This window comes from Pseudochrobactrum mosebachae (assembly GCF_048914685.1).
GTDB lineage: Bacteria > Pseudomonadota > Alphaproteobacteria > Rhizobiales > Rhizobiaceae > Pseudochrobactrum.
Genome location: NZ_CP128408.1, coordinates 680,372 through 699,723, shown reverse-complemented (window position 1 = coordinate 699,723; position 19,352 = coordinate 680,372). Strand labels below are relative to the sequence as shown.

The following is a 19,352-nucleotide window of genomic DNA, read 5'->3' as shown; positions in this document are numbered from 1 at the left end:
AGATATTTTATGTCTGATATCAAGTCATCTTCCCAGCGTAAGCTTACACGTATTTTTCTTTCCTGCGCGCTTGCCGGGACTATTCTGGCAACAGGCCCGCTTGCATCACTCAGTTCAGCGCAAGCCGCTCCTGTCACTGTGACCGCACAGGCACAGCCGAGTTTTTCTGAACTGGTTGAAAAAGTTCGTCCGGCTGTTGTGAGTGTGCGCGTTAAGAGCGATGTGCAGACTGCCAGCAATGATCGTCCGCAAATATTTGGTGATCAGGGTCTGGATCAATTGCCTGACGGCCACCCTTTAAAACGTTTTTTCCGTGAGTTTGGCAGCCCGTTCGGCCCGAATGGCCCTGATGGCGACAAAGCCCGTCCGAATAAACGTCAGAAGCGCGGTGATCGCGGCCATGCCCGTCCGCTGGCACAGGGCTCAGGTTTCTTCATTTCTGAAGACGGCTATGTGGTCACCAACAATCACGTGGTTGCCGATGGCGATTCATATTCGGTTGTTCTGGATGACGGCACCGAGCTTGATGCCAAGCTGATCGGTACCGATGTGCGTACGGATCTGGCCGTACTGAAAGTCAATGATAAGCGTAAGTTCACTTATGTTGCCTTTGATGAAGACAGCAATGTTAAAGTCGGTGACTGGGTTGTGGCTGTCGGTAATCCGTTCGGTCTTGGTGGTACGGTAACAGCCGGTATTGTTTCCGCGCGTGGCCGTGATATCGGCGCAGGCCCTTATGATGATTTCATCCAGATTGACGCGGCCGTTAACAAAGGTAACTCCGGTGGCCCTGCCTTTGATCTGACCGGTAAAGTTGTGGGTATCAACACCGCAATTTTCTCACCGTCAGGTGGCAGTGTGGGTATTGCCTTTGCTATTCCGGCTTCAACCGCCAGCAAAGTTGTTGATCATCTGATTAAAAAAGGCTCGGTTGATCGCGGTTGGATCGGTGTGCAAATTCAGCCTGTTACTAAAGAAATAGCCGATTCTATCGGTCTTTCTGAAGACAAGGGCGCAATCATTGCCGAGCCTCAGGCGGATGGTCCTGCTGCTAAGGCCGGTTTAGTTGCCGGTGATGTTATCACTGCTGTGAACGATGAAACGGTCAAAGATCCGCGTGATCTGGCACGTAAAGTTGCTGCGATTAATCCGGGTGAAAAAGCCAATCTGACAATCTGGCGCAATGGTAAAGCTGAAACCGTCAGTGTGGAAATCAAGCCTTATCCTGAAGATCAGAAACAGGCTGATAAAAACACAGATTCTTCATCTGAAAAGGGCGAAGCTCTTGAAGATTACGGCTTGACCGTAACACCGGATGACAGTGGTAAAGGCGTTGTTATTACTGATGTTGATTCAGACAGCGATGCTGCTGACAAAGGTCTGCGTCCCGGTGATACAATCATCACTGCCAATAATAAGGCTGTAAAATCGGCTGCTGATATTAACACCGCTATTAAAGATGCAGTAAAGAGTGGCCGCAAAGCTGTGTTGTTGCAGGTACAGACCAATGGTCAGAACCGCTTTGTTGCACTGCCAATTAGTCAGGGCTGATCGAGCTCTGATCATCTTATAAAGTTTGAAAAGGCGGGGCTTTCTCAAGCGCCGCCTTTTCATTATATCCAGAAATTCTGCATTCGGTAAAAATCAAACCGTTCAGAATTTCTATGATATGGATTATTGTGTTTATTGAGTAAGGGGCGGATATGCGGATTTTAATTATTGAAGATGACCGCGAAGCAGCACGCTATCTCGAAAAAGCTTTTGCCGAAGCGGGGCATATTGCTGATGTTGCCGGTGATGGTGAGAGTGGCTACACGCTGGCGGAAAACAATAATTATGATGTGCTGATTATCGACCGGATGCTGCCAAAGCGCGACGGCCTGTCGGTCATTGCCGGTCTTCGGGCACAAGGGCTTACCACGCCTGCGCTTATTCTCTCTGCATTGGGACAGGTGGATGACCGTGTTACCGGCCTGCGGGCTGGTGGCGATGATTACCTGACAAAACCCTATGCTTTCACCGAATTACTGGCACGTGTTGAAGTTTTACAGCGCCGTGTCAGCCCGAAAGCCGCTGATACGGTCTATCGTGTTGGTGATCTGGAGCTTGATCGTCTTGCCCATACCGCGCGCCGTGCTGGTACCGATATCAGTTTGCAGCCGCGTGAATTTCGTCTGCTGGAATATCTGATGCGCTATGCAGGGCAGGTAGTAACCCGCACAATGCTGTTGGAAAATGTCTGGGATTATCATTTCGACCCGCAAACCAATGTGATTGATGTGCATATTTCACGTCTGCGCGCTAAAATCGAAAAAGATTTTGACGAGCCGCTGCTGCATACCGTGCGTGGCGCCGGCTATATGCTCAAAGCCAATGCACCGGCTACTAAAACCAAAGCTGCGGATATTGCCTGATGAACCGTCTGAGTGCTCTGCTACGCACCACAACTGTTAAATTGTCTGCGCTCTATTTGCTGCTGTTTCTACTCAGTGCGATGGCGCTGTTTTTCTACATGACCAATCTGTCGGTTAATTTTCTGACAGCGCAGACGCAGAAGGCCTTGCTGGATGAGGTAACTAGTGTCACGGCATCTTATGATCGCGGTGGCATTCCGCTATTGGTGCGCACGATTGACAGGCGCTCACGCCAGCCCGGTGCCTTTCTCTATCTGATTTCAGATTCTTCAGGCCGAATTTTAGCTGGTAATGTTGAAAGCCTTGAGCCGGGCGTGCTGGATATAAGCGGCATGTCTGATAAACCCTTCACCTATGTGCGTTATGGCGAGCAGGGCACCACTGAAAAACACAAGGCGATTGCCATTGTTTTTGCCATTCCCAATGGTATGCGGGTGCTGATCGGGCGCGATCTGAGTGAACCAGAATTGTTCCGCGATATCATGCGTCGCGCTTTGGTGCTGGCGCTTGGTATCATGGCGGTGGGGGCATTTCTGATCTGGTATTTTGTCGGCCGCCGCGCCTTGCTGCGCCTTAAACAAGTTTCCAACTCATCGCAGCGTATTATGGCCGGTGATCTGGGAGAGCGTTTACCTGTGAGTGGCGCTGGCGATGAATTCGACCGGTTGTCTATTAATCTGAATGCGATGCTGGGACGGATTGAAGAGCTGAATGACGGGTTGAAACATGTGTCAGACAATATTGCACATGATCTTAAAACGCCGCTGACACGTCTGCGCAACAAAGCAGAAGCTACGCTATCCGGCTCCAAAGAAAATCATGAATACCGCACTGCGCTTGAAGATATCATTGGGGAATCCGATCAGCTGATCCGCACCTTTAATGCGATTTTGATGATCTCGCGGCTTGAAGCCGGCTATTCATCTGAAAATATGGAAGTGCTGCCGCTTAAACCTATTTTGCAGGATGTGGCCGAACTATATGAACCGGTTGCCGAAGATGCCGGTTTGCAGCTGGTTGTTGAAGCTGATGAGGATGTGAGTTTGCGGATCAATCGGGAGCTGGTAGGGCAAACTATCTCAAACCTGATTGATAATGCGATTAAATATTCTCATTCCGCACAGGAGAGTGATGAAGGTGAGGCGCAGATGCTGCCGATGATCACTGTTGGAATGAAAACTGAGGGCGGTAAGGTTTTGATCACTGTTGCCGATCAGGGAACGGGTATTGCAGAAAATATGCGCGAGCAGGCAACTGAGCGTTTTGTACGTTTAGAGAAAAGCCGCACACAACCGGGCTCAGGTCTTGGGCTCAGCCTGGCTAAAGCGGTGATGAAGCTGCATGGCGGCTGTTTGAAACTTGAAGATAATCAACCGGGCTTGCGGGTTGTTCTTGCTTTTCCTGCCCAGCTTGAGACAAAACTATAAACGGCATAATTGATTGGGTGGAATGGCAGCATGACCGGTGTTTTGTTTTTTGATCAGCAACTGAAACTTATAACAGCACCGGATAAAAATCAGGCAAAAATCTATCTTGAAAATCTGGCTTTAGCGGCCAGTGAACATGCATGCAGCCAGTTAAAACATTATCTTAAATCCGCTAAAGCCGAAGGATTTTTGGGCGCTGTTCTGGATTGCTCACCATTTATACGTGAGAGCGTTGAATGCCATCCGGAGATTTTGGAAAGCCTGTTCACAGCCCCGATTGCGGATTTGCTGGCTGCAATCAGCGCGCAGGTTGCAGCACTTGGCCTTGAGCCGGATATGACCGAGCAGCGGCTGATGCGTGAGCTGCGCCACTATAAACGCAATGCGCATGTGCTGATTGCGCTGGATGATCTGGCAGGCATTGCAGATACGATTGCAACCACGGTGCGGCTGAGCGATCTGGCTGAAACCTGTTTGCGAGCCACTGTGCAGTTTCTGCTGCTTGAAAGCGATGCGAAGGGCAAGCTCGCTTTGCCTGATCGTAGCCAGCCTGAAAAAGACTGCGGCTGGATTGTACTTGGAATGGGGAAATTCGGCGCAAAAGAGCTGAATTATTCCTCTGATATTGATCTGATTATTTTTATCGACAGTGCCCGCCCGGCAATTATTGACCCTTATGAATGTGTAGACCTGTTTTCACGGCTGGCACGCAGGCTGGTTAAAATTTTGCAGGACAGAACCGCCGACGGTTATGTGTTTCGCGTGGATTTGCGTTTACGCCCTGATCCCGGTGCAACACCGCTGGCTATTCCCGTGAGCGCTGCTCTGCATTATTATGAAGGACGCGGCCAAAACTGGGAACGCGCCGCCATGATCAAAGCACGTCCGGTGGCCGGTGATGGCGCATCCGGCGCAATGTTTCTAAAGGAGCTGGCGCCTTATGTCTGGCGCAAATATCTCGATTACGCTGCAATCGCTGATATCCACTCAATTAAACGGCAAATTCATGCCCATCGTGGTCATGGTGATATTGCTGTGCGTGGTCATAATGTCAAACTTGGCCGTGGCGGTATTCGTGAGATCGAGTTTTTTGTACAGACCCAGCAGCTTATTGCAGGCGGGCGATTTCCTGAACTGCGTGGTTCTAAAACCCTCCCTATGCTGGCAAAGCTTTGCGAACGCGGCTGGGTGGGCGAAAATACCCGAGATCAGCTGAGCAGTAATTACACGTTTTTACGGGATGTCGAGCATCGTATCCAGATGATTGCAGATGAGCAAACCCATATTCTTCCAGAGGATGATGAGGGGTTCAGCCGTATTGCCCATATGATGGGCTATCAGGATAATGACAGGTTTACGGCTGATTTTCTGGAGGTGTTGCGCCGCGTTGAAAAGCATTATGCAGCGCTGTTCGAACAGGCTGCCGAGCTTGGCAGCAGTGGCGGCAATCTGGTATTTACCGGTGAGGCTGATGATCCGGATACGCTGCAAACATTGTCGCAGCTTGGTTTTGAACGCCCGAGTGATATTTGCCGGATTATCCGTATATGGCATTTTGGTCGCTACCGTGCCACGCAAACCGCAGAAGCCCGCGAGCGGCTTACCGAGCTGACACCGGCACTGCTCAACGCTTTTGCAGCCACCGAGCGTGCCGATGATGCGCTGCTGCGTTTTGACGGGTTTTTGCAAGGGTTACCATCGGGTATCCAGCTTTTCAGCCTCCTGCAAAACAATCCGGCTCTGCTCAATCTGCTGGTGCTGGTGATGAGCGCCGCACCGAGGCTCGCCGAAATCATAACCCGCAAACCGCATGTTTTTGATGGCATGCTGGATCCGCGCATTTTCTCGGAGCTGCCAACCCGTATCTATCTTGAAGAGCGTCTGGATAGTTTTCTTACCCATGATGAACCTTATGAAGAAACACTGGACCGGCTGCGGATTTTTGCTGCGGAGCATCGCTTTTTAATCGGTATCCGGTTGTTGACCGGCGCTATTGACGGCGTGCGTGCGGGCAAAGCCTTTTCCGATCTTGCTGATCTGATGATTGACCGCTGCCTCAAGGCAGTTGTTAAGGAATTCGCCCTGCGTCATGGTCATGTTGCCGGCGGTAGAATTGGTGTTTTGGCCATGGGCAAGCTGGGTAGCCGCGAGCTGACAGCAGGTTCCGACATTGATATTATTCTGCTCTATGATCACGATGAGGATGCTGATTATTCTGATGGTGAGAAACAACTGGCGGCATCGCAATATTATATCCGCCTGACGCAGCGCCTGATCGCAGCTTTATCCGCACCGATGGCTGAGGGCGTGTTGTATGAGGTGGATATGCGGCTGCGGCCAAGCGGCAATAAAGGGCCGGTTGCCACGCATATTGCCGCTTTTGGTAAATATCAGCGCAATGACGCATGGGTGTGGGAGCATATGGCGCTTACCCGCGCCCGTGCGATCGCCGGTGATCCATCCTTTCTCACAGCCATTGATGCAGAGGTCGAGGCCATTTTACAAATTCCGTCGGCGGTTAAAAAGACCGCTAAGGAAATGGTGGAAATGCGCGCTTTGATTGCTAAAGAAAAGCCGCCGCGTGACAATTGGGATTTGAAATTACGCAAAGGTGGCTTGATTGATCTGGAATTTATAGCCCAATTTGCTGTTTTGACCGGACAGGTTGATGAGGGGGCCAGAAACACGTCGACACAAGCCAATCTACAGCATTTAAAAGCGGATTTTGCAGAACCACACACTGCAGAACAATTGGCAGCCGCGCATCATTTCTATAGCAATCTCACGCAGGTAATCCGCTTATGTGTAGATGATAATGCGGGACGTGAGGATTATTTGCCCGGCCTGCTGGATCTGCTGTGCAGAGCGGCAGAATTGCCGGATGTCAGCCATGTCGAGCATCAGCTCACACAATTTAGCGACAGTGTAGCCAAAGCCTTTAAGCAACTGCTTAAGGGCTGATTAGCACAAGCGAGATTGGTTTGCACGCAAACCTGACGGCGCAATGCTCTATGCTGCGGCCTCATGGGATGGCGGGATAATTTCAGGCAGAGTTTTACGATCCGGAATACGCACAGAAACGATGGTGCCAACACCCTCAGTGGAGCAGATACGCAATGCACCATGATGCAATTCGGCCAGTGAGCGCGAAATTGCCAGGCCAAGGCCTGAGCCGGTATGGGTTTTTGTGAACTGGTTTTCAACCTGCTCAAACGGATGGCCGAGCTTTTTCAGCGCGTCTTTCGGAATACCGCACCCGGTATCTTTAATCGTCAGGATCAGCGCGCCATTGGTTTTGCGTGCGCGCACCAGAATGGAGCCGCCATCACCGGTAAATTTAACCGCATTGGACAACAGGTTAATCAGCACCTGTTTGATCGCACGGCGGTCTGCGCTTGCCGTAATGGTATCGGCAATGCTGGTTTGTACGGAGATATGCTTTTGTTCAGCCTGCAGAGAAACCACACGCACGGTTTCTTCAATCAGCGGGCACAGATCAATCTCTTCTCTGTCGAGGGAGAAGTGACCGGCTTCAATTTTCGACATATCCAGAATATCATTGATAACATTGAGCAAATAATTGCCGCTGGTATGAATGTCATGAATATATTCCGCGTACCGATCGGAGCCGAGCGGGCCGAAAGTACCGGCCTGAATCATTTCTGAAAAGCCGATAATCGCATTGAGCGGCGTGCGCAATTCATGAGACATATTGGCAAGGAATTCAGATTTCGAACGGTTGGCGCTTTCCGCACGTTCTTTTTCAGTGGCATATTTCGAGGCCAGCTCCGAGAGCTCGCGCACACGGTCTTTTTCAGCCTTACGCGCCAGACTAAGATCCTGAATCGTTGCCATCAGGCGGCGCTCACTGTCGACCAGACGTTCCTGATGCAGTTTCAGCTGGGTAATATCTGTACCCACCGATACCAGCCCACCATCTTGTGTGCGACGCTCATTCACCTGCAGCCAACGTCCATCACCGAGCTGACGCTCAAAGGTCTGGGCGCCGCCGCGGTCATTTTCATTGGCCATCCGGCGCTCGAAAGCAGCCGGCCGTAGCAGAGGCTGAATGTCTTCCCGTGTCACACCGGCTTTCAACGCAGCAGCAGGCAGGCCGGCATATTCATTATATTTACCATTGGACATCACCAGTCGGCTTTGTGAATCCCAAAGAACGAAGGCCTCTGAAATGCTTTCAATGGCTTCGCGGATACGCAGATCAGCTTCAACTGTTGCCTGCGCAAAGCGATGCTGTTCGCTGACATCAAAGGCAATGCCAACCAGATGTACATCACCCTCAGTGGCGGTTTCCGCACGCACGCGCATCCACACCCAGTATCCATCGGCATGACGCATACGCAGCACTTTATCGACCTGACGCAGCTCACCCGACATTACTTGTGTGGCAATCTCATACAGATCACCATCCACCGGATTAACAATGGCCGCCACATCACCAAAAGACAACACACTGTCGACAGCTTCATAGCCGAGCATTTCATACATAGAGCGCGACCAATACATGCGCCCGCGCGCCATGTCCCAGTCCCAGAGGCCGCAACGGCCGCGTGCCAGCGCCAGATCAATCCGCTTTTGTATCTGATGTGAAAAATCATCGGCATCACGGGCACGGGCTGCCTGACTGAAATACGCATAGAGTATGGCAAGTAGCACACCGGCTGTTGCCGCAAACAGCGTGATATTGAGCGATACCACTTGCCGCCACTCTTTAAGAATTGCTTTTTCAGTGTTGAAAGTCAGAATTGAAAACGATCCGCTCGCAGCTGCCTGCACATTTTGTGGTTCAACTTTCTCAACCGCAGCAAAGGCGCGCTCATTACGGTATTTAACCGGCAAAACACCGGCACGGCCACCAAACATCAATAAAGGCTGAGCCTCACTCAACAGGCTTTCCACCTGAATGCCGAGCAGTTGACGTGAACTCAAAGCTGCAATGATTTTTGCATTTTCATCGACAACAGCGAGTTCAACATCCGCGCTCACAAGACCTTTGGCGCGCAGCTCAACCAGCAGGTTTTGTACCGCGGTGTAATCGCCGTCTGCTGCATTAAGTGGCGTATTCGGGGCAGCATTCTCCAGTTGTTTTTCTAGCTTGGTCGCAACATGGGCAGCAGTTAAAGCGAGTGCATGGCGGGCGTCGGCCTCTATTTCGTCGCGCTGATTGAGCAGCGACAGCATGCGGGCACCGGCTAAAATAATGAGAAAAGCAATAATCAGAACCGGCACGATACGGCGTAAAACCGGCTCGAGTGACAACAGCTTACGATAGGCGGGGCCGGACAACAGATAGACATAACCGGAAAGCTTGAACCGCTTCGATCGTCTTTCTGAGGTGTAACGGACACCATTCGGCGCGCGGGACGCGTCGGTATTCGCCATCTTGTGGCCCTCATCTGAGTGGTTGCTTTGAAGTGATTCGGAATGAATGAGCCGAATATCCCTATAGAATCAAATGTGATTCGCTGTGTCCAGTGTTTTAATTAAAAATTAATAAAAAACCCCTTCTGATTCGAAAATGATTCGATCAGTTTCTAAAAATCATGAAGCCTAATGTTTGAGAACATGATGTTATTGTAATTTAATATCATGCTCATTGTTATTTGTGATTTTGCTCAAAAAATATGGTTTTTTTGAGCAAAATCTTATCGCATTGTTTTATGCCAGCATCCGCTCGGAAATATCACGTACATCTGTCGAGAGGTTTGGCGAGGCCGCAATTCGCTCAAGCGCTGATTGCAAATGAGCACGACGCACTGGTTCCAGCGTTCTCCATGACCGCAAACTGGTAAGCAGACGGGAAGCCAGTTGCGGGTTTTCCCGATCGATTTGCAAAATCAGGGTGCTGAAAAACACATATGCTTTGCCATCCGCACGGTTAAACCCGGTAGGGTTACCGGCAGCGAAGCTCCCTAGCAGCGAGCGGCAACGATTTGGATTGTCAAAAGAGAACAGCTTATGGTTGATCAGCGCTTCCACTGTTTCAAGAGCATGCTCAGAAGGGCGGCGTGCCTGCACTGCAAACCATTTATCCATCACCAGCGGGATGGATTGGTAATCACTCTCAAATTGCGCCAGCGCTTTCACGGTGTCTGGATGGCCGGAGAAGCGGTGGACAAGAAGTGTGAGTGCCGCAAAGCGGTCAGTCATATTATTGGCTTGTTCATAGAGCGCATAGGCCTGAGCAGGGCTATTTTCAGCTATGGTCAGATAGTTGAGCAACACCGCTTTCAAAGCGCGTTTGCCTGCACTGGCAGCATCGGGAGTGAACGGCGCTGTATCGTGCAACTGTTCATAAATCTTGGTAAAGCCAGCAGCATTCGCCTGCGCAATTGCCGCAAGCAGGGTTTCCCGGCTTTGATGGATCAGATCAGGATCAATATTGGTGCCCATAACGCGTGCAATATCGGCCTCATCCGGCAGGCTCAGGCATAATGCGCGGAAAGCATGATCCAGCGTCTCGTCCTGCGCTGTTTCAGCCAGCAATTGTAGCAGTTGCGGGTCAAATTGCACTGGCTTTTGCTGGTGCAGTTCGTCCACATTTTTAAGAATCTCTGTCGTCAGTAAATGATTGAGTGCCTGCCAGCGGCCAAAAGCATCGCGGTCAAAGCGGGCGAGGAATACCTGCTCTTCATGGCTGAGTTGCTGTTCAAGATGCACAGGCGCTGAAAAACCGCGCAACAAAGACAGGACCGGCTTTTCATTAATATCGAAAAATGTCCAGCTTTGAGTACTCTCTTGTAAATGCAGTATATCGCCCTGCAATCCTGCCCCCTGATGCGCAGTGATAGGAATATCCTTACCATCTGCGCCAATCAGGCCGAACTGCACCGGAATATGCACCGGTTGTTTTTCACTCTGCCCCGGTGTTGGTGCCAGCTTTTGTTCTAATATTATCTGCAGGCTGCGGTTTTGCTCGTCGTACTGGGAGCGCGCCGTTACCACCGGTGTGCCAGCCTGATCATACCACAGTGCAAAACGGGCAAGGGACTGACCGCTGACATCTTCAAAACTCTTGATGAAATCTTCAATCGTTACCGCTTGCCCGTCATGACGGGTGAAATACAGCTTAAGCGCCTGATAATAAACATCATCGCCGACAATCGTTCGCAGCATGCGGATCAGTTCACTGCCTTTTTCATAAACAGTTGCAGTGTAAAAATTATTGATTTCACGATATTCCTTTGGTCGCACAGGATGCGCCAGCGGTCCGCCATCCTCGGGGAACTGCTGTGATTTAAGCAGCTTGACCTCATCAATACGATGTACGGCGCGCGAGCGCTGATCACTTGAAAATTCGTGATCGCGATAAACCGTCAGCCCCTCTTTAAGACAAAGCTGAAACCAGTCGCGGCAGGTAATGCGATTGCCGGTCCAGTTATGGAAATATTCATGGGCGATAACGGCTTCAATACCGGCATAATCGGCATCAGTTGCGGTCTGCGGATCAGCCAGAACATATTTGTCATTAAAAATGTTCAGACCTTTATTTTCCATTGCCCCCATATTGAAATCGGACACCGCAACAATATTGAAAATATCAAGATCATACACGCAGCCATAAACATCTTCATCCCAGGCCATAGAACGCTTTAAAGCATCCATAGCGTAGAGCGCACGGCTTTCATTGCCATGTTCCACATAGATATTCAGGGCAACCACTCTGCCAGAGCCGGTTGTAAATATATCGCTGATTGAACCAAGCGAGCCTGCCACAAGCGCAAACAGATAAGACGGTTTGGGATGCGGGTCATGCCAGATTGCAAAATGTCTGCTATTATCCAGCGCGCCGCTTTGTTGCAAATTACCATTGGAGAGCAGAACAGGGGCAGCCGCTTTATCGGCTTCAAGACGCACAGTATAGATCGACAACACATCGGGGCGGTCAAGAAAATATGTGATCCGGCGAAAGCCTTCTGCCTCGCATTGGGTGGTATAAATATTGCTTGAGCGGTAGAGCCCCATCAATTGCCGGTTGGTCGTGGGATTAATGCTTGTCACGATAGTCAGCGTGAAATCGGCATTATATGGCAGCGAGCGAATAGTGAGCAGCTCTGGCGTCACGTCATAATCGGTGGCCGGCACATCATTAATATGCAGGCTGATCAGGGTCAGTTCATCACCATCGAGTATCAGTGGTACCGAGTGTTCTGCACCTTCGCGCCGCTTTATGCTGAGTCGTGCTTCAACAATGGTGTTTTCCGGCTCGAGATCAAAGCTTAAAGCAGTTTCACGGATCAGGTAATCTGAGGGGCGATAATCTTCAAGACGAAACACATGGCCTGTATCTGTACGCATCACTACTCCTGCACGCATATAACCCGGATAATCTGAAGCTAAAGCATTTCACCACAGAGCGAAACCGCCTGTCAGATTTAATACGCTCTGTGCTGTATTATTCACCTTATATGAATTACCAAGAATTGCTGAAATAGCGCTGGAAATGCGTTTTCACTCAGCTATTGTGTGCAGGTATAAAAGAGGGAGTCTGTTGCGCAACTCTGGCAGCAGTTAAGGAATTTTATTGTGAATGCCCCTGAGCGTCATCTGCCTTTGGCAGAGAAAACCGCCGCCGCAAGCGAACCGCGCCCTTTACTCGGTATTGCCTGCAAAGTGACCTCTGTGGTCATTTTTGTGATGATGTCGACCCTGCTGAAGGCGGCAGAGGGCGTGCCGTCGGGGGAGATGGTGTTTTTTCGCTCTTTCTTCGCAATTTTTCCGGTGATTGCATATTTGGCTTATACCCATCAGCTGAAGGGCGCGATGCGGACGCAGGATATTTTCGGCCATGTCTGGCGCGGGGTCATTGGCACTGTTTCGATGATGTGCGGGTTTTATGCGCTGACATTACTGCCCTTGCCGGAAACAATTGCAATCAACTATGCCTCACCACTGATGATCGTGGTGCTCAGTGCTGTTTTTCTGCATGAGAAAGTACGCGCCTATCGCTGGTCTGCGGTTATTATCGGTTTCATTGGTGTGTTGATTATTGTCTGGCCGCGGCTCAGCCTGTTTTCCCATGGTGGATTTACACAGAGTGAGGCCAGTGGGGCAGTGTTTGCGCTGATGGGTGCTTTATCATCGGCGGTGGCCATGATGCTGGTGCGCAAACTTGTGCGTGTAGAACGCACCGCCACGATCGTCATTTACTTTTCTCTGACATCAACAGTGATGGCGCTGTTCACGCTGCCCTTTGGCTGGGTTGTGCCGCAAATGTGGCAGCTGGCATTGCTGATTGCCGCAGGCTTTGCCGGAGGTATTGCCCAGATTTTTCTGACCGAATGTTACCGCCATGCGGAAATGTCGACCATTGCGCCTTTTGAATATACTTCAATGCTGTTGGGGCTGGTGATCGGCTATGTGATTTTCGGTGATGTGCCAACCATGCAAATGCTGCTCGGCAGCAGTATCGTCATCGCCGCCGGGATTTTTATTATTTACCGTGAACATAAATTGTCCGGAAGAAAATTCAGGCGCAGCTGAGTTTTCTCACTCCGGATCATCTTCTTCCTCCGGCGCATCACTGCGCGGATCCATCTGGTAACTTTCAGGCGTATTGATGTTTTTTGTTGCCTGATATTTGAACTCGGTCTTGGTGTCGCTGATCGCAGGGCGTTCACGCATGCTGATGCGCCACATTGCATGCAGGCCATAGGCGGCAAAACAGCTCATAAGTGTGATCGGCATGCCGAGCTTGCCGAAGCCTTCCATCATATGCGCAGCAATCTGCGGGCCGATCATGGTGCCAACGCCATAAACAATCAGCAATCCGCCGGATACTTTGACAAATTCATTGGCCTCCGCATAGTCATTGGCATGCGCAACATTAAGGCTGTAGATCGGAAACAGTACACCGCCCAGAAGAAAGATCACAAAATAACCGCTCAAGCCGTCTGCCGGTGAAAAGACTGTCAGTACCAGTGACAGAATAACGCCGATAATTCCGCATAAAACCATGACATAGCGACGATCCACCAAATCGGACGCGCGTCCCAGCGGATATTGGAAAATCGCGCCACCAATCACGGTTGCTACCAGCATGGATGCGATGCTGAAATTGTCTAGCCCATTCATCTGCCCGTAAATCGGGGCGAGAATATTCCATGCGCCTGAAATCAGACCTGAAATCAGTGCGCCGATAACCGCCGCCGGTGACCGCCGGTACAGGCCTTTAATATCAAGTGAAACCTGTGTCAGTGGTTTGGGTGTTTCTGCCCGTGATAATGCGGTCGGGATCAGTGCAAAGCTGTAAATCAGGGTGCAAATGATAAACAGGGTCTGCGTGCTCGGATCACCAAAAGGCAGAATATATTGTCCCGACATCGTGCCGATCATGGTGGTGATCATATAAACCGAGAAGATCATGCCGCGGCTGTCATTATTGACACGCTCATTCAACCAGCTTTCGACCACCATATAACCACCGGCCAGCGAAAAACCGGCCAGCCCGCGAAAAGCCATCCACGCAATCGGATCAATAATCAGCGAATGCAGCAAAAGCGACATGCCGAGAATGGTTAGCAAAACCGTAAAAACCCGCACATGGCCGACATTGCGCACAAAGAACGGTACCACCAGACAGCCAACCGTAAAGGCCAGAGAATAGAATGTTCCCATCCAGCCAATAGTAATGGTTGACCAGCCTTCCATACCCGCACGGATAGGGATCAGCAGACCGGCAAGGCCACCGGCCATAAGCATCAGCAATGTGCTGAAAAGGAGAGCTGAAATCGGCAACAACTGGGCTGGCATGGGCTTTGTCCGGAAAACTGAACCAATCGGCTATATGGTTTACAAAACCACATTATTGAGCGAGGCTTTATTGTAAAAAGCGGCGCAGGGATACTGTCTTTTCCGGCACTGCGTAACTTTACTTTTGCTGTTGCTTTTATAACCGCAGATCAAGCGAATTATATATGTAGCACTAATCAGAAGTCTCATCGCGGGCTGGCATGTTTGCGACATTTTTTGCGGTGAATTGGCTGGAGATAATTCTATCTATATGCGCTAGAGCATTTCGTAGTCCAATGGAATCATTGGGCGGCCACGATAATGCGTAAAAACAATAACTTAGAGCGGATTACATGATCCAATTTAAACGTAAACCGCTCTAGAGCGGGTAACGTTCAGCTTGGATCGCAGCGCTCGCTCTAGATTCTAGAGTTTTCGCATTGTCATGCCTATCAACTTGATAGTGAAATGCTCTAAACGTACCACAGAAACGATGAAGCGGTTTCCGAGCAAGTGCGTATCAATCATATGCTTTTAGCTACCCGGATTTAACCGCGATCAAATGCATTAAATTTGAACTTGAAGCTTGATCTTGACCATCAGCCAGTCTTCCCAAGCAAACCGTTTTTGAGCGGGGGTACGCAGCAGATAATCGGGATGCAGGCTTGGCATGACGGCGATCTGTGATTGATCACTTGATGTGTAATTATGCCAGTTTCCACGCAGTTTATAGATCGGCTCGCGTGAGCCGCACAGGCTTTTTGCCGCTGAATCACCAAGCGCCACGATCACTTTAGGTGCAACAAGCGCAATTTGCCGGTCAAGAAACGGCCTGCATAAATCCATTTCCAGTGGTGTTGCCGGACGATTACCGGGCGGGCGCCACGGCAAAGTATTGGCAAGGTAGGCCTTGTCGCGTGAAAGATTGATGGCGGCGAGAATACGGTTGAGCATTTGTCCGGCAGGCCCTGAAAACGGAATGCCTTCCAGATCATCATCGCGCCCCGGTGCATCACCGATCACCATCAGCTCTGCTTGCGGCGAGCCGTCAGAAAAGCAGATGTTTTTAGCTGTCAGTTTCAAACGGCAACCGTCAAACTCTGCCATTGCCTGATGCAGCGCATCAAGCGTTGCGGCACTGGCTGCGCGGTTGCGGGCTTCCTCCAGCAAAAGCTCCGGCGCAATGGCCGCTTTGGCAGCAATCGTTTCACCGGCTGCGGCTTTCGCAGCATTTTGCGCGGATAGCGGCTGTTGTGCACTGGGAGCAGGCACGGCACTATGAGCGCCCGTCTGAAATTGCTGCGCGCTTTGGGCTTGGTTATTAACAGCTGTGGTTTGTGCAGGTTGCGGTCTTGCTGCCATTGCCAGTGTTTCGGCAAAACGGTCTACCGGCTCGTCGTCAAGCGCAGTGTCAACGCCAGCTTCAGCATAGAAGCGAATCAGGTCTTCCCAATTGGCATAGATTGCAGTGTCTGACACGCGGTGGTTCCCGTCTTGAGCCGATTTATGAATGCTGACATGGTTGCAAAATGAGCAACAACTTACGCCCGATTATATAACTGAGGTCGCAAATTGCTCAAGCTTTGGCAAGGACTTTCCCTTGCCTCTCTTCAAAAACCATTTACATTGACGTTTACGTCAATATTATTGCATGATGTTGATGAAAAAACAGTGTGCCAAAGGGCGGTTTTGGACAATAGGACGCATTTGAACTGTGTTACAACCCTGTATCAGGGAGTGTGGGAAGAATTTCATAAAAAGTGGGGGGCGGTTTACGGATTTTTTGTATTCCGGCCTCGGGGAAAATGAGACTACTTTGCACGATAAAAACGGGAACAGCATGCTACGGAGGCATCAATGAGCGACACACACGAACTCCCAGATCCTGAAATGCAGGCGCGAGAAAGTATGGAGTTCGACATTGTGATTGTTGGCGCAGGCCCTGCCGGTCTTGCTGCGGCGATCCGCTTTAAACAAATCAACCCGGAACTTTCAGTGGTCGTTCTGGAAAAAGGCGGCGAAGTTGGTGCGCATATCTTGTCGGGCGCGGTTGTTGATCCGGTCGGTATCGATCAATTGCTGCCGGATTGGCGCGAAGAGAGCGATCACCCGTTTAAAACCGCTGTAACCGATGATCAGTTTTTGGTGCTCGGACCTGCGGGTTCTGTGCGCTTGCCAAATTTTGCCATGCCGCCGCTGATGAACAATCATGGCAATTATATTGTTTCGCTCGGCAATGTAACACGCTGGCTTGCAGGCCATGCTGAAAATCTCGGTGTTGAAATTTATCCGGGCTTTGCTGCCGCCGAAGTGCTTTATAATACTGAGGGCGCAGTTATCGGTGTTGCAACTGGTGATATGGGCATTGAACGCAATGGCAAGCCGGGGCCAAATTTTACCCGCGGCATGGAGCTGCACGGTAAATATGTGCTGTTTGCCGAAGGTGCCCGCGGTTCGCTTTGCAAAGAACTGATTGCAAAATACAAGCTGGATGAAGGGCGCGAGCCCGGTAAATACGGTATTGGTCTGAAAGAGCTTTGGCAGGTTGACCCTAAAAAAAGCAAGCCTGGACTGGTGCAGCATTCTTTCGGCTGGCCGCTGGATATGAAAACCGGCGGCGGTTCATTCCTTTATCATCTTGAAGATAATATGGTCGCAGTTGGCTTTGTAGTGCATCTCAACTACAAAAATCCGTATCTGTCGCCGTTTGAAGAGTTTCAGCGCTATAAGACCCATCCGTCTATTGCGCCGACTTTTGAAGGTGCCAAGCGCATTTCATACGGTGCACGTGCGATCACAGAAGGCGGCTGGCAATCTGTGCCTAAGCTGACTTTCCCCGGTGGTGCGCTGATCGGCTGTGCGGCCGGATTTGTAAATGTGCCGCGCATCAAGGGTTCGCATAATGCGGTGCTGTCGGGCATTCTGGCTGCCGATAAGATTGCCGGCGCGCTTGCAGCAGGCCGCGCCAATGATGAAGTTGTTGAGATTGAAAATGAATGGCGCGGGACAGCCATTGGTAAAGATCTTAAGCGCGTGCGTAATGTGAAGCCGCTATGGTCAAAATTCGGCACGATTATTGGCGTTTCGCTCGGTGGTCTGGATATGTGGACAAACCAGTTGTTTGGTTTCTCGCTGTTTGGCACATTGAAGCATGGTAAAACCGATGCGGCATCACTGGAACCGGCAGCTAAACACAAGCCGATTACCTATCCGAAGCCCGATGGTGTGCTGACTTTTGACCGGTTGTCTTCGGTGTTTCTTTCAAGCACCAATCATGAAGAAGACCAGCCGGTGCATTTGCAGGTTAAGAATCTGGAATTGCAGCTTAAATCCGAGCATGATGTATTTGCTGGGCCTTCAACACGCTATTGCCCTGCGGGTGTTTATGAGTGGGTTGAGAAGGATGGTAAGGAAACTTACGTGATCAATGCGCAGAACTGCGTGCATTGTAAAACCTGCGATATCAAAGACCCGAACCAGAATATTAATTGGGTTACGCCACAAGGCGGCGAAGGACCGGTTTACGGCAGCATGTAATGCTGGCGTAAGGCGTGTCCGTCTCGCCCGCTATAAAAGCGGAAATCGCTGAAGCGAAACTGTAAGCCAAACTGCAATACTTAGCGATATGAATCAAAACGGCGCCTCAGGGGCGCCGTTATTGTTTTCACATATCAGGTTTTAAATTTTAACCGGTTCTTGAGATTGCGGCTGGTTCTCTTCAACTGGGGCTGAAACCGGTGCCGGAACTGAGAATTCCATCAAGACCGGCAAATGGTCTGATCCGGATGGAATATCAGCTTTGATATTGCGCAAGGACACAGCTGTATTAATTAAAACCTGATCAAGCGGCAGACCAAGCCATTGTTTCCAGCTGGCTGGCAGTTGCGGTGTCAGCCATGTCGGCCCAATTCCGGAGAGATGTTTGGTATTGGTGGCGGCTTCAACTTTGCGCACAGCATAGCTCCATGGCGCAGCATTGAAATCACCGGCAAGGATCACCGGAATATCATGAGGATTGTTCATTGCTTCCAGCGCCGGTTTGATGAAATCAAACTGGCTGGCCTGCTTATAAGGCCACGGCCATGATTGATGCAGCGATGAAACCAGCACATTGGTGCCGCCAAAATTGACCAAAGCAGTTGCCAGTAAACCTTCACCGGTACAGACCGGAGCACCAAACTCTGCAAACGGACGGCGGGAGAGAATCCCCACCCCCCATTTGCTAGGCAGATTGCTGCATTGCTGATGATAGGGATAATTGCCCTCCAGCACTTTCAGCCAGGGTTGCCACAATTCCGAGCCTTCCTGATAGGTAATAATATCCGGTTTTTGACGTGCAATTGCCTGCAATACGCCTTTGGGATCAGGATTATCCTGCTGCAAATTAATCTGCATCAGCCGGTAGGTAACGTTACTTTCGCCAGAGGTTAACCCAGAGGCTAATCCAGAGGCTGGCTCAGCAGGTTGCGCATTGCCTGACCAGTTTATAGTGGTTGAAAATGCACTGAGACCAAGCAGTGTAATCATTGCCGCCTCGCGCCGCAGGCTGGTAAATAGCAATACAATACCACCGGCAGCCATGACAGCTGCAATATGTGCCCGAAAATGCGCGAAACTATCGAATGCCGGATGCAGGCGTCCGAAAAAACCGATCACAAGCGGCACAGAGAGTAATACCAGCACAATTAGCAGCGCAAAAGCTGGTATAGAGGCAGGTTTAACGGCAGGGGCTGGTATTTTATCAGACATTGCAACCGGTTCG

Annotated in this window: 11 protein-coding genes; 6 read left to right on the top strand and 5 right to left on the bottom strand. The window is 50.5% G+C overall.

What is annotated here, in order from left to right; translation table 11 throughout:
- Window positions 1-9 precede the first annotated feature (9 nt).
- From MP213Fo_RS03275 to MP213Fo_RS03260, 4 genes are all read left to right on the top strand, one after another.
- Window positions 10-1,551, top strand: a complete 1,542-nt coding sequence (locus tag MP213Fo_RS03275) for a Do family serine endopeptidase (RefSeq protein ID WP_421090253.1) — start codon at window positions 10-12, stop codon at window positions 1,549-1,551.
- A 152-nt stretch (window positions 1,552-1,703) separates the two neighbouring features.
- The gene (locus MP213Fo_RS03270; protein ID WP_421090252.1) at window positions 1,704-2,414 is read left to right on the top strand and encodes a response regulator transcription factor; all 711 of its coding nucleotides are present in this window, start codon (window positions 1,704-1,706) and stop codon (window positions 2,412-2,414) included.
- A complete protein-coding gene (locus MP213Fo_RS03265; RefSeq protein WP_421090992.1) occupies window positions 2,411-3,841 on the top strand; it encodes a sensor histidine kinase in 1,431 nt (476 codons plus the stop codon). The genes MP213Fo_RS03270 and MP213Fo_RS03265 overlap by 4 nt, the downstream gene beginning before the upstream one ends.
- Window positions 3,842-3,871: 30 nt before the next feature.
- A complete protein-coding gene (locus tag MP213Fo_RS03260) occupies window positions 3,872-6,802 on the top strand; it encodes a bifunctional [glutamine synthetase] adenylyltransferase/[glutamine synthetase]-adenylyl-L-tyrosine phosphorylase (RefSeq protein WP_421090251.1) in 2,931 nt (976 codons plus the stop codon).
- Between the two features lie 48 nt (window positions 6,803-6,850).
- On the opposite strand, the gene MP213Fo_RS03255 is transcribed toward MP213Fo_RS03260, so the two are convergent.
- Window positions 6,851-9,241, bottom strand: a complete 2,391-nt coding sequence (locus tag MP213Fo_RS03255) for a PAS domain-containing sensor histidine kinase (protein ID WP_421090250.1) — start codon at window positions 9,239-9,241, stop codon at window positions 6,851-6,853.
- Window positions 9,242-9,517: 276 nt separating this feature from the next.
- Window positions 9,518-12,157 carry an aminopeptidase N gene (gene pepN / locus MP213Fo_RS03250; RefSeq protein WP_421090249.1) on the bottom strand — a complete coding sequence of 880 codons (2,640 nt, stop codon included), beginning with the start codon at window positions 12,155-12,157 and terminating at the stop codon, window positions 9,518-9,520.
- A 228-nt stretch (window positions 12,158-12,385) separates the two neighbouring features.
- On the opposite strand from pepN, the gene MP213Fo_RS03245 reads away from it, so the two are divergent.
- The gene (locus tag MP213Fo_RS03245; RefSeq protein ID WP_421090248.1) at window positions 12,386-13,342 is read left to right on the top strand and encodes a DMT family transporter; all 957 of its coding nucleotides are present in this window, start codon (window positions 12,386-12,388) and stop codon (window positions 13,340-13,342) included.
- Window positions 13,343-13,348: 6 nt separating this feature from the next.
- Here MP213Fo_RS03245 and MP213Fo_RS03240 read toward each other — a convergent pair whose 3' ends face one another.
- Window positions 13,349-14,611 (bottom strand): MFS transporter, encoded by a 1,263-nt coding sequence (locus MP213Fo_RS03240; RefSeq protein ID WP_421090247.1) that lies wholly within the window; start codon window positions 14,609-14,611, stop codon window positions 13,349-13,351.
- 546 nt (window positions 14,612-15,157) lie between these two features.
- Entirely contained in the window at window positions 15,158-16,069 is a 912-nt protein-coding gene (locus tag MP213Fo_RS03235) for a uracil-DNA glycosylase (protein ID WP_421090246.1), read from the bottom strand.
- 378 nt (window positions 16,070-16,447) lie between these two features.
- Here MP213Fo_RS03235 and MP213Fo_RS03230 point away from each other — a divergent pair, with 378 nt between their 5' ends.
- Window positions 16,448-18,127 (top strand): electron transfer flavoprotein-ubiquinone oxidoreductase, encoded by a 1,680-nt coding sequence (locus MP213Fo_RS03230; protein WP_421090245.1) that lies wholly within the window; start codon window positions 16,448-16,450, stop codon window positions 18,125-18,127.
- A gap of 141 nt (window positions 18,128-18,268) precedes the next feature.
- Here MP213Fo_RS03230 and MP213Fo_RS03225 read toward each other — a convergent pair whose 3' ends face one another.
- The gene (locus MP213Fo_RS03225) at window positions 18,269-19,339 is read right to left on the bottom strand and encodes an endonuclease/exonuclease/phosphatase family protein (RefSeq protein WP_421090244.1); all 1,071 of its coding nucleotides are present in this window, start codon (window positions 19,337-19,339) and stop codon (window positions 18,269-18,271) included.
- Window positions 19,340-19,352 lie beyond the last annotated feature (13 nt).